The following is an 11,959-nucleotide window of genomic DNA, read 5'->3' as shown; positions in this document are numbered from 1 at the left end:
TTCTCAGTCGGGGATCGGGAAGCGGTAGCTCATGCGGACGGTGTCGGCGGCGATCACGGCGAGCATGACCTCTACCGCGCGGCCCTTGGTGTCGTAGACGGTGCGGGTCAAGTCCATGACCGGTGTGCCGCCGGGTAGTTGCAGGGCAACGCTTTCCGGTGATGTCGGCATTCGGGCGCTCCACTCCTCGCTGATCTCCGCGAGGGGGTCACCGGCTTCGTCGAGACGTGCGAATCCGCCGCCAGGTCCCGATTTTTCCTCGGTGAGCAGGGTCCCCAGGGCCAGGTCGAGCGGGTAGTAGGAGTCGGCGAGCTGGTGTGGGCGGTCGTCGACGACCGTGGTGCGTTTGCGCACCCACACCGGTGATCCTTCCTCGATGCCGAACGCTGTCGCGACGACTGCGGGGGCCGGAGTCTCGCCGAGTTCTCGGTAGAGCTGTTTGACCGACAGGCCTTGGCCGCCGGCCTCGGCGTCGTGGATCGCGGTGCCGCCGGACTTCCACCGGCTGCGGGCGTAGCGCTCGATGCCGTGCCGTTTGGGTTGGGCGCGCTCGCGTACGAACACACCTTTACCTTGCCGGGAGATGACCAGGCCCTGCTGACGCAGCAGGTCGATGGCCTTGCGTGCCACGCCAGTGCTGCACAGATAGGTTTTGCGCAGGTCATCGTAGGTGGGCAGCTGGTCGCCTGCCGCGTACTCGCCGAGTTCGATGCGTGCACGGATGTCGTCGGCGATCCGGGTTTGGATGGTCCGTTCGTCAGTGATCTCACTTGCCACGGACTTCACGGTATCAGCCAGCAGACCGCACCTTCAGCACAGCACTTTGCTAGCAAAGTAGTTGACTGTTTGTGTGGTGGAGCTTACATTCAGTTGATCGTCATTCGCGGGCCACCGCATCGCACGGTTGTTCCCGCGCTCTTGCCGACCCGCACTCCCCGATCCAGGGATCCGCATGCGCCGCTACAGGGGGCCCGATGACTCGACTACCCACCTCGGTACAGACCTCGCCGTATCTCACGCGCGTCGACCCCGGCGCCGCGTCGCCGGTGGTCTATCTGACCGACACCTTCGGCCCCACTTATCCGCACGGCGAGACGCCAGCCCCCGAAACGGCTTTCGGGATCGTGGGCCTGGATCGCCGCATCGACTGGCACAACGATCCGCGCATGCTGGAGCTGCTGGTCGAATGTGCCCGTCACCCCCGGGATTCCGCCGGGCTGGTGCAGCGGTTCGGGTGTGGGCTGGTCGCTGAAGCCGTGGCCCGGCAGTGGATCCAGGCGCCGGCCGACTTGTGTCGGGGATATCGGCTGGTCTCCGGGGAGATCGAGGTGACCGCGCACTGCAATTGGGGGTGCCGCTTCTGTCCGGTCTCCACCGACCCGAAACCGCGCCAGACCATGCCGATGCCGCTGTTCGGCGAGGTCGTCGCCAAACTCGCCGAACACGGTGGCATCGACTACGTCACCTTCCAGTTCTTCAATGAGCCGACCCTGGATCGCTATTTCACCGACCGCCTGACGGTGCTGGCCGATCACGGTATCGAGCTGGCGCTCTACACCAACGCCTCCGCACTCACCCCCGCCAAGATCGAGGCGCTGCGTGACCGCAAAGTGCTGCGGCACCTGATCGTCAATCTGCCTAGCGTCGACCCGCATCAGTTCGCGGCCTTGACCGGTTCTCGCAGCTACGAGACCACCACCCGTAACCTGCGCGCCGCGATCGACGCCGGGTTCCGGGTACAGATCGTGGTCAATGGGCTCGGCGAGCAGCTGGCCGGCAATGTCGAGCAGATCGGTCGCCGCTATCTGCCTCTCGGCGTCGAGGTCACCGCCTCGGCCACCTGCGACCGGGCTGGGGATGTCGGCGGCGAGTACTTCCAGAACGTGGCGGCCCGTGGGCGGCTCACCGGCTGCGGCTGGCCGGTCCACCACGCCAACATCAGCGTCGCCGGGGACCTGTTCTTGTGCTGCAACGACTACTACCAGCGCGAACGCTTCGGCAACATCCGCGACGGCTCGCTGCATGAGCTCATGACCAGCGACGCCGCGGTGCTGTTGCGGCAGAAGGTCTTCGGCGTCGCCGATTCCGCCGACGATTTCCTGTGTCGGCGCTGCCACAACCAGGCACCCGACTACCCCAGCCGGGAATTCCGGCCCATTGCCACCTTCGGATGAGGAGACCCTGTGATGGCTAACCGCCCGCTGCGGATCTGGTACGTCGCAGCACAACGGCTGTGCAACTTCAAATGCACATACTGTGTCTCGACCGGCGATTGGGCGAAAAGCAACCGCTATGACTGGCGCGCCGACGAAGACCGCGACACCTTCACCGCCATCGTCGATTGGATCGCCACCCGCCCGTTCCCGGTCGATGTCCGGCTCGGCACCCTCGGCGAGCCCTTCGCCTCGCCCGCATTTCTCGACCGCGCCGCCTGGCTCACCCGCCAGCCCGGCGTGCGGTTCGTGGAACTGCTGTCCAACGCGTCACTGCTGCAACGGCGTCTGCCGACGCTGGAGCGAAATGCCAACCTCGGCAAGCTGTCGCTGTGGCTGACCTGGCACGACGGGCAAATGCCCCTGGAAAAGTTCATCGCCGCCGCAGCCTTCGCCCAGGACACCTACGGATGCTTCGTCGTCGTGAACACTTTGTTGTTCGCCGACCACGACACAGCTACGATCGCGCGGGTCAAAGCCGCGGCCGACGAGGCCGGACTGCGATTCAACGTCGATCTCGGCTACGACCCGTCGGTGCCGTCGAACGCCGATACCGGTGCCGACCCCACGGCCGCGGTGCCCGCGCTGGCCAGCAGCGCCGATGTGGTGGGCACGGTTGCGGCGTGCGGGGGCGACGCCGAACTCACCCGCACTGCGCTGGTCGGGTTGACCTCCCCGCAGCACCGGGCGTGCCGGGCCGGCGCGGACTACGTGTTCGTCGATATCCACGGCGATGTCTACCGATGCTCGCGGTATGCCGCACTCGGCCTGCACCGCTTCGGCAACGTTCTCGACCCGGGCTTCGATCTGCGGCTGCGCGAGAACACCTGGGCGCCGTGTGAAGCCGGCGCCGGGTGCGCGAACAAAGAGGACTTCCTCAACCTTCGCCTGGCCGAACACCTGCGCCCCACCGCAGTGCCGAGCCTCGGCTGGACCGACGCCTGACCAACATCTCAACACTTCGAGGAGATCGATGATGCTGCTCGCCGAACTGACCTGGCCCGACTTCGACATCCGCAGACACCACGGCCTGGTGATCGTGCCGATCGGGGCCGTCGAGCCCCACGGCCCACACCTGCCGCTGGGCGCGGACACGATGATCAGCGACTACTTCGCCCACCGCTTGGCCGCCGACCTCGATGCCACGATCGCACCGACCATCGGCTACGGGGTCGCCACCGCACCCCAACGCCTCGGTGGTGTGTTCCCCGGCGTCCTCGCCATCAGCGGCACGACCTTCACTCACTTGGTCACCGAGATCCTGACCGCCCTGGCCGAACACGGTGCGCAGCAGGTCGTCATCGTCAACTCCGCCATCGACAACCTCAGCTACCTGTGCGAGGCCGCCCGCATCGTCACCGCCACCTTCACCGATGCCCGGATCATGATCGTGGCTTGGTGGGACGTCGTGGGCGAACCGTTCCGCAACGCTCTCGCGGCCGAAACCGGCGTCGCCCGCACCGACGACCACCACGCGGGCATGGTCGAATCCAGCCTGACCATGCACATCGCCCCCGGCGCGGCCCGCCCCGACCTCGCCGGCACCGACCCAGCGGTGTCACCGGCACGCCGCTTCAGCTACGACGTGTTTCCCCTGCCGCCCGACGCCGCAACATCCTCGGGGATCGTCTACACCGCCCACAAGGCCAGCGCCGAGATCGGCGCCCGCGTCGCCGAACAGGTCGCCCACGAGATGACGGCCGCGGTCCGGCTGGAGTTCGGCCTCGAGGCGGCGAGGCGATGATGGACACTGCCGCAACGCATTTCCTGTTCTCGCCGTCGTCGACCTATCCCCGTCCGGTCGCGTGCCTGATCGACCGCGACGCGCAGATCGTGCACGCCTGGAGCAGCGACCTCGACCAACCCGGGCCGCAGACCCGTCCGCCGAGGTATCTGCGCGGCTGGAACCACGTCGAACTCGGCGCCGACGGCAGCCTGTATGCGACGGTGCCGCTGCATTCGCTGCTGAAACTGGCACCGGACTCCACCCTGATCTGGCGCGTCGAGCTGCCCGTCCACCACGACCTGCACGTCACCGACACCGGCCAGGTGTACGTCCTGACCGAACAACCCCGGGTCGTCGACGGAGCAGACGCGGCGTTCGTCATGCTCGACAACTCCATCACCGTCATCGACGACACCGGCACGCCCACCGCGACCTATTCGCTGTACGACCTGTTGATGAGCGATGCGGTGCTGTCCGCGCTGATCATCAGCCACATCGACCGTAGACGCCGGTCCCCGCACCATCGCGCAGCGCTGGCAACTCATCACGACCTGGCCGCCGCCGGAGCCCTGCGACCGGGGCGGACAGCCTCGCGGCTGCTGCGCGACCTACCGGGGTCGCCAGCGGATCTGCTGCACGCCAACACCGTCGAAGTCGTGCAAGCTCATCCGGCCGGGTTGTGGGGAGACGGGGAGGTGCTGGTGTCGATGCGCGAGCTCGACACCATCGCCGTGCTCGACCTGTCCGCCGGTGCGGTCCGCTGGTGGTGGGGGCCCGGCGAAGTGTCCGGCCAGCACCAGCCGACGATGCTGCCGAACGGGAACCTGCTGGTGTTCGACAACGGCCAACGCCACGGCTACTCCCGAGTCCTCGAGATCGACCCGACCAACCACGCGATCGTCTGGCAGCACCTCGCCGATCCACCGCAGAACCTGTTCTGCCCGTTGGCCGGCGGCGCCGAACCCCTCCCGGGCGGCAACGTCGTCATCAGCGACGCCCAAGGCGGTCGAGCCCTCGAGGTGACCCGCGACGGCGACACAGTGTGGACAGTGGCGACCCTCACCGCAGCCGGTGAGCGGGCCCAGTTCTACCGTCTGGCCGCGGTGACCGGCCCGGTCGCCACACGGGTGCTCGGCACGGCCGAGCACCCGGCCACCGTTGCGGCGCTCGATCTGCTGCGGTGCGAACTGCTCGACCCGGTGAGGTCGCCACGATGATCAGCGTCATCATCCCGACCTACAACCGGCCCGGCCCGCTGCACCGGGCACTGCGCAGCCTCACTCGCCAGGAACTCACCGACTTCGAGATCATCGTGGTCGACGACGGTGGGCATGTGCCCGCCCGACCCGTCGCCGACAGCTGGCGTACCGTCTTGCCGGTCCGGTTGATCGAAACCGGCCACGCCGGGGTTGCGGCCGCCCGTAACACCGGCCTGGCCGCTGCGGCCGGGGAATTCGTCGCGTTCCTCGACGATGACGATGTCGTGTTCGCCCGGCATCTGCGCGCCGCGCACACCGTGCTTGACCACGGCAGCGCCGACGCCGTCTACGGCGGGGCGCTCGTCAGCGACCGGTGGATCGAAACCCTGCCCCGTGACACCCGCTGGCTGCCGCGCAAGGACTACGAGTTCGACGCCCAGTTCCTTCTGTGCGCCAACTACATTCACACCGGATCGCTGGTATCCCGCAACTTCACCGACACCACCGCCCGGTTTACCGAGACGATGACCCACTGCGAGGACTGGGACATGTGGCTCACGCTGCACCGGCGCCTCGGCTACCGGTTCGCCTACCTCGGGGAAACCACCAGTGTCTACCACCAGGTGCCACGCTGCCGGGGCGCGGTCTCAACGGCCTACGCCTCGAGCCCGACCCCGTTCACCCTCGCCCGCCGCCACCTGTTCCGGACCTGGCCGAGCACCGACCCGCAGATCCTGGACTACCGCGCCTGGTTCACCGAGTTCGATACCCGCCTCGACCAGCTCATCGACGCCGGCCGCCGCGCCCCGGCCCACATCTACGAAGCCGCCGTGCGGGCGCTGCACTGCGGCTTCGTCGATGGCGAACCCGCCGACCACAGCGTGCTGGACGCGCTGCTGCCCGACCAGCCCCCCATCCACCGTCAACCCGCGAACGTCAGGTAACCCATGCTCACCGACAACACCGTCACCACCTCCTACGACCAGCACGCGGCCGCGTTCGCCGCCGAGGCAGCCGAAAGCCCCTACAACGCGCTCTATGACCGGCCCGCCGTGCTCAACTTGCTCGGCGACCTCACCGACCGCGTCGTCCTCGACGCCGGATGCGGGCCCGGCCTCTACGTCACCGAACTCCTCGCCCGCGGCGCCCACGTCATCGCCATCGACGCCAGCGCGAACATGATCGACCTGGCGCGGCGCCACACCGCCGGCCAGATCACCCTGCGCCAACACGACCTCACCCAACCCCTGTACTGGCTGACCTCGGACACTGTCGACATCGGCCTGCTCGCCCTGGTCATCCACTACATCGACGACCGCATCGCCCTGCTCCGCGAACTCCACCGCGTCCTGCGCCCCGGCGGGCACATGATCATTTCCACCAGTCACCCCACCGCCGATTGGCTCGCCACCGAAGGCAGTTACTTCGACACCGGATGGGTCGAACAGAAGTGGTCGTGCGGCATCACCCACCGCTTCTGGCACCAACCGCTGCAAGCATGGTGTGCCGAATTCACCACCGCGGGATTCGTCATCGACGCGATCACCGAACACCAACCCTCCCCGGAGATGGCCCGCACGCATCCAGCCGAGTACCAGACCCTGACCCGGCAACCCGGCTTCATCGCCTACCGGCTCACCAAGCCTTCCACGGCCGACACCCGGACAGCTGACGATGAGTGACCTGCCACAATGCCGCATGCCCACTTCCGCGCAGAACCCGGTGATCACCGTCGTCAGCGGCCCGGCCGGCTCCGGCAAGTCCACTCTGGCCCACGCCCTGGCCGAGCGGGTCGGGATCCCGGCGATCATCCGCGACGAGATCAAACAGGGCATGGTCGCCGCGACCACACCCACACGCGACGGCGACTACGACGACCTCAACATCCCCGTCCTCCACACGTTCTTCGACGTGCTGACCGTGCTCGCCCGCAGCGGGGTCAGTGCGGTCGCTGAAGCCGCGTTCCAGGACAAGCTCTGGCGCCCGAACCTGCTGCGTGTGGCCGAGTTCGCCGAAATCCGCATCATCCACTGCACCGCCCCCCAACAGGTGCTCCACAACCGCATCGCCAATCGCGCCGAGCACGACCCGCACCGGCGCGCACACAACGACGCGGGCCTGCTCGCCGAGATCGCCGCCGGAACCCGCACCATCGCGTCGTTCGTACCGGTGAACATGGACGTCGGACAACTGACGGTCGACACCACCGACGGCTACCGTCCGGGGCTCGAAGCGATCGCAGAATTCGTCGGCGGGCCAGGTAGCCGGGGCCTGATCTGATCTGCGCGGCCGGAGCGTGTGGCGACCTCAGCGGCATAGGCCGTCCAGTCACCGCCACTGACCCGCTGCCATTGGACGGCCACGGAGATATGGACGCCGAGCATCCTCGCCAGCAGTGCCGCGGGAAGCTCGGACGCGAGCGCGAACAGGGCGGTGTTGCGGTGCCGGCGTGGTTGGATTCCGAGCGCCCGCAGTTTCAACGCCAGGCCGTTGTCACTGATCGGCTTGCCGGTCGCACCGGCGACACCGATTACGTTCCGGGAAAACGAGATCCGCCGGCAGACGGGTAACGTTGTCGATCGGGCACGGTGGACCTGCGCAAATGAGGTAACAAAATCCATGGAGATCTTTCTGCACGACGCAGATCTACTATGGACCCTGGCCGCCGACGCGGCACGACGGCTCGTCCGGACCCAGATCGCCGACCGGCAGCAGTGGTGGGGCAGCGTCACCGACCTGGACCACGACGGTGGGCCGGCTGCCACCGAATCCGACCTCGTCGATATCATGTCCTCGGCGATATTCGTCGCGGCCGTCGCCGCCGACCGCCAGGGTGCGACCATCACCTCACTCGAGGATGTCGGCATGATCACTGCGAGAGCACTGGCCTTCACCTGGCTGGGCGGGAACTCGCAGACGCTTACGATCGCCGAGAAGTACCGGCCGTGGCTCGGCCCCGTCGGAGATGCTGCGGCCACTGTGCTTGCCCGACTGACCGAACGGCACCACGACCGCGCCTCATGGCAGAACCTGACCGAGGTAGCGTCCAGCATGATCCTCGGACACGTGTATCAGTATGACAAGGAGCGCTGGGTCGACGCCACGTTACGGATGTGCGGCAGCTGTACGGACTTCGAACCAGACCTCGCCGACCTCGAACTCGTGGCCGTAACCGTCGAATTCTGCAAAATCCGCGACCACACACTCGATCTCACATCCCGCCTGCCGATCCCACCGGACAACCCGGCAGGTCGGGAACACCACGCCAGATGGCCCGATCTCAGCGACATCACCGCCGTGACCGGCACCGCCCGGCCCGCCACCGTTTTCTGGGCGCACGATCGCACCGACCCGGGGCGATGGGAGCAACTCGACCTCCAGGTCCGGCCCTTCACCACCTCGGTGTTCTCGTTCGGCGTCCGGTTGAACACCGACACCGACCCTCGCCTCCTGCGAACTCTCAGGAACAGGCTGTGCTTGATGGCGGTCGTGTCCCACCGACGCGACCATGACGACCGGCGAGCGGTGATCCTGAGTGACCGCGGCGCCTGACCGCCCGTATCCCCGCTACATCAGGTGCTGGGTGATACCGGAACTGTGCCGATATTCGGGATCCGGATGTCCGAATACTGCATGGGGCCCGCACTCCCGGGCCCTACAGCATGGTGTCGAGCGGGTTCGGTAGCCGACCGTCGCTGAGTTCGCGCAGAGCGCTGACGCGCTCAGCGAGTAGGCCACGCAGGGCGGCCACCTCGTCGGAGAAGTCGGGGGTACGGGTCATCTGATGTCGGGTGGTGGCGGCGAATCATCCCGAACCGGGCGTCATGCCAGCCGGGACGCAGACCGGTAGGCCTCTGCCAAGTGTTGTGGGTCCGCACGACCGACCGCTGTCACCACGCTGATCACCTGGTCGGTCCGAGACGCGCTGAAAGTCACGGTCGGTCACGCTACCGGCTACCCTCGATCAGCAGAGCCGGTGCGCGGCCGCGCGGTTGCTCGGCGACTACCAGGGAGGATGCCGTTCCATGACCGATCGCACGCGCAAAGCCGATCTCCTGCTGGCCGCGGCCGCTGTCGGACTCCCCGCGCTGGTGACCCTGCTGGCGACGGCGACTGGAACGGCCTTCCGGCCCGATATCGCGGGTGTGGTGATCAGCGTTGTCGTGCTCGTCGCGGCGATCGCGACCGGTTACGCGGCACTGCGCTGGCACAGGCGCGCCGAGTAGAGGCAGTGTCCACCGGTGGTGATCGGACCGAAGCGGGACAGATGATGACTCAACCCCACAGCCAGCCCCCGGACAGGGGCACTGCACGGGCACCGATGCCGCGCCGCCGGATCGCTCGGGCCACACTCGAGCGCCAGCAGGCGCCGGGCGGGCCTATTGTCGCAGGATGGGTGAATCGAGCTCGCCGGCCGCACCGCACGACCGAGCCGCCCGCGCGTCGAAGGCGTTGGACCTCGACCCGGAGGCGATGATCGATGCGATCTGTGACTTCACCGCGACCGCTCGCCCGGCCGGGCCGCTGGCGAAGGGTCTGCTCGCCGCGCTCACCACGCGCCTGGACCTGGTGCCCGTCGGCAGTCTGGCCACCGTCAACGACCTCTACGACGCGGCCACCGACACCGACGCTTCCCACGAACACCTGCCCCCAATACCGGAATCCCTACCCGGCGCGGTAGCCTACCTCGATGTCGCCCTGTCACGCCTGACCGCGTCTGAAATCCACGCCATCGCACAGCAATTGAGCCTTCCACGCGCGAGCGCGGAGCTGGCGTGCCGGTTGCTCACCCCGCGTGAATCGGCGCCGCTGTACGAGGTGATCCGTGACAACGATCCCGCCGAAGACGCCCGCAAACAGCGCTACCGCACCGCCGTCGCTGCCACGATGACCGCGATCAGCACCGAGGATCGCGACCGATGGGGACGGCGGGAACTCGACGTGCTCAGGTTGGCGCTGCGGTTGCATGCGGCCCGGATCGGCGACGGCTACCTGCGGGTCAGCGAATGGCCGACCACCACGCTGACCTGGCACCACCACCCGTCCGACCGGTATACCGCGACCTTGCCTGTTCCGGGCGCCCCGAATCCCCTCGAAGCGATCATCGAGGCCACCACACCGGATCCCCGGATCAGTGATACCCGCACTGAACTGTTCGCCCCGCACCGCACCACCGCCCCGACGGGCTACACCTGGCAGATCGGATGGCACGACGACAGCGCAGAATTCCAGCGCTACCTCGGCCAACGCGAAGCCAGCGCCGCAGCCGCCAAGTTCGCCGTCGAAGCCGGCATCGGCGAACTCGCCCAGCGCGCCGACACGCTACGCGGCCCGACCGGGGAAGTGCTCGTGCCATACTCCCCGACCGCGCACGCCGAGGTCGATCTACAGGAAGTGCTGGCCGCGGTCAGCAGTGAATTCCGGCCGCCCGGCATCGTCGTGCACGGCTTCGGGACCACCGGCCCCGCGCCACCCTCGGCGCCGGAGAACACGGACACGATGTGGGCGATGACGCCACACCGGCGCCCGGACACCCCGCTCGCCAGCATCGTCGCGGCCGTGCTCGATCAACTCGGTCTGCCCTGGCCGCATCCGGGCGACCCGGCCTGCACCGCGAACGTGGACTCCGAAGAATTCACGGCGTTCCTCGCCCGCCAATCGGTCACCCTGACCGGTCAGGCTCGCACCTACCTGGCGAGCATGGCCGATGCCGGGCCCGGCGAACAACCCCTCAGCGCGCGACACAGCAACGGGTGGCGCGCTGTGCTCGCCGAAGCCGAGAAGCACACCGGCTCATTGGAATCGGTGCTCCCGCCACCGAGTTTCGGCTATCCTCTGCTGTCCGAGATCGCCATGCTCGCGCTCTACTTCGACGAACACCCGTAGCGGGCCCACCGCCCCGCACCGGGCCCCTCGGCTCGTGCAGGAACCCGTCACTACCCGTCACCGTGCCCTGGACTCCGATCCTCCCGGCGGGCAGGATGGGCACCATGGACGCCGACCGGCGCGAGACTCTCGCCCGGGTAGCCAGCGAGGCCGACCAGCTGGCCGCCACGATCCGCGACGAACGAGACCGACGCCGCGACACTGGCCAGGACACCACCTGGATGGACCAGATTCTGCCCGAACTGGACCAGCTCGCGACCGATACCCACGATATCGAGATCACCGAGGCCATCAGGCAGGTCCTCGAACGCCACGGACCGGGCCCATACCCGGACCGGGACCTGGCAGCCCTGGCCGGCGTAGACATCGACCGATTCCGCCGCGTACGTGATCAGCTGGTCGCGGCAGGGCTCGCCAGGCCTGCCGACGAACCACCGGGCTCCGGACAACAGCTGTGATCGGGGCTGCGCCGGCCCACGCTGGTTCCTGGACCGGATTGATGATGCTTGCCGCCCGGAGCTGTTGCGCGTATCGGCGAGCCGCGTCCTCGCAGACATCGCCTACCGTCATCGGCGCGTCCCGCCCGGCCCCGACAGCAGCTCCGCCGTATCCGCCCACTTTCGACGGGGGTCGACGGTGCCACACGCCGCCGCCGCCAAGCGCACCAGCCCCGAGGAAATCGCGGCTCTCGTGGTGTTTCTCGCGTCCGGCCGGGCATCGAACATCAGCGGCACGGAACCGGTTATCGACGGCGGCATGTTGAAAACGATCTGACTGTGCCGCGCCACGCCCGTGCGGGCCGCGAACATCTCGAGGGCTGGAGGAGTCTGGGCTTCGCCGCGAATATGCCTGGGAGTGTTAGTATCCGGGTCTCGGCAGGTGCGCCTGCCCGACTCCGAGTCGCCCGAGCCCCGCGTGCTCAGCGACACTGAGGA

General features: G+C 67.7%; 14 protein-coding genes. 12 read left to right on the top strand and 2 right to left on the bottom strand.

Translation table 11 applies throughout. The features are described 5' to 3' along the window. Positions 1 to 3 precede the first annotated feature (3 nt). Positions 4 to 777 carry a GntR family transcriptional regulator gene (locus tag ACFWPH_RS28620; protein ID WP_378755273.1) on the bottom strand — a complete coding sequence of 258 codons (774 nt, stop codon included), beginning with the start codon at positions 775 to 777 and terminating at the stop codon, positions 4 to 6. 197 nt (positions 778 to 974) lie between these two features. Here ACFWPH_RS28620 and ACFWPH_RS28615 point away from each other — a divergent pair, with 197 nt between their 5' ends. From ACFWPH_RS28615 to ACFWPH_RS28580, 8 genes are all read left to right on the top strand, one after another. Next, positions 975 to 2,174, top strand: a complete 1,200-nt coding sequence (locus ACFWPH_RS28615) for a radical SAM/SPASM domain-containing protein (RefSeq protein ID WP_378755272.1) — start codon at positions 975 to 977, stop codon at positions 2,172 to 2,174. A gap of 12 nt (positions 2,175 to 2,186) precedes the next feature. Next, positions 2,187 to 3,158: a hypothetical protein gene (locus tag ACFWPH_RS28610; RefSeq protein ID WP_378755271.1), complete on the top strand. Its 972-nt coding sequence runs from the start codon at positions 2,187 to 2,189 to the stop codon at positions 3,156 to 3,158. A gap of 28 nt (positions 3,159 to 3,186) precedes the next feature. After that, positions 3,187 to 3,957 carry a creatininase family protein gene (locus ACFWPH_RS28605; protein WP_378755270.1) on the top strand — a complete coding sequence of 257 codons (771 nt, stop codon included), beginning with the start codon at positions 3,187 to 3,189 and terminating at the stop codon, positions 3,955 to 3,957. Next, entirely contained in the window at positions 3,954 to 5,156 is a 1,203-nt protein-coding gene (locus ACFWPH_RS28600) for an arylsulfotransferase family protein (protein WP_378755268.1), read from the top strand. The genes ACFWPH_RS28605 and ACFWPH_RS28600 overlap by 4 nt, the downstream gene beginning before the upstream one ends. Then, positions 5,153 to 6,082 (top strand): glycosyltransferase family 2 protein, encoded by a 930-nt coding sequence (locus ACFWPH_RS28595; RefSeq protein WP_378755267.1) that lies wholly within the window; start codon positions 5,153 to 5,155, stop codon positions 6,080 to 6,082. The genes ACFWPH_RS28600 and ACFWPH_RS28595 overlap by 4 nt, the downstream gene beginning before the upstream one ends. 3 nt (positions 6,083 to 6,085) lie before the next feature. Continuing rightward, positions 6,086 to 6,820 (top strand): class I SAM-dependent methyltransferase, encoded by a 735-nt coding sequence (locus ACFWPH_RS28590; protein ID WP_378755266.1) that lies wholly within the window; start codon positions 6,086 to 6,088, stop codon positions 6,818 to 6,820. A 40-nt stretch (positions 6,821 to 6,860) separates the two neighbouring features. After that, a complete protein-coding gene (locus tag ACFWPH_RS28585; RefSeq protein WP_378755265.1) occupies positions 6,861 to 7,418 on the top strand; it encodes an AAA family ATPase in 558 nt (185 codons plus the stop codon). Between the two features lie 339 nt (positions 7,419 to 7,757). Further along, entirely contained in the window at positions 7,758 to 8,690 is a 933-nt protein-coding gene (locus tag ACFWPH_RS28580) for a hypothetical protein (RefSeq protein WP_378755264.1), read from the top strand. A 103-nt stretch (positions 8,691 to 8,793) separates the two neighbouring features. Here the strand turns inward: ACFWPH_RS28580 and ACFWPH_RS28575 are convergent, their stop codons facing one another. After that, on the bottom strand, positions 8,794 to 8,919 hold the full coding sequence (locus ACFWPH_RS28575) for a hypothetical protein (RefSeq protein ID WP_378755263.1): 126 nt from the start codon (positions 8,917 to 8,919) through the stop codon (positions 8,794 to 8,796). A 244-nt stretch (positions 8,920 to 9,163) separates the two neighbouring features. Here ACFWPH_RS28575 and ACFWPH_RS28570 point away from each other — a divergent pair, with 244 nt between their 5' ends. The 4 genes from ACFWPH_RS28570 (at position 9,164) to ACFWPH_RS28555 (ending at position 11,798) form a co-directional block, all read left to right on the top strand. After that, complete coding sequence (locus ACFWPH_RS28570) at positions 9,164 to 9,364, top strand: hypothetical protein (protein ID WP_378755262.1); 201 nt, start codon at positions 9,164 to 9,166, stop codon at positions 9,362 to 9,364. A 166-nt stretch (positions 9,365 to 9,530) separates the two neighbouring features. After that, a complete protein-coding gene (locus ACFWPH_RS28565; RefSeq protein WP_378755261.1) occupies positions 9,531 to 11,024 on the top strand; it encodes a hypothetical protein in 1,494 nt (497 codons plus the stop codon). A 104-nt stretch (positions 11,025 to 11,128) separates the two neighbouring features. Then, positions 11,129 to 11,482 (top strand): hypothetical protein, encoded by a 354-nt coding sequence (locus ACFWPH_RS28560; protein WP_378755260.1) that lies wholly within the window; start codon positions 11,129 to 11,131, stop codon positions 11,480 to 11,482. Positions 11,483 to 11,546: 64 nt separating this feature from the next. Continuing rightward, on the top strand, positions 11,547 to 11,798 hold the full coding sequence (locus ACFWPH_RS28555) for an SDR family oxidoreductase (RefSeq protein WP_378755259.1): 252 nt from the start codon (positions 11,547 to 11,549) through the stop codon (positions 11,796 to 11,798). Positions 11,799 to 11,959: the final 161 nt, after the last annotated feature.

This window comes from Nocardia sp. NPDC058499 (assembly GCF_042719915.1).
Taxonomy (GTDB): Bacteria; Actinomycetota; Actinomycetes; order Mycobacteriales; family Mycobacteriaceae; genus Nocardia.
The sequence above is the reverse complement of the archived record's forward strand: the minus strand, read 5'-3'. Positions and strand labels throughout refer to the sequence as shown.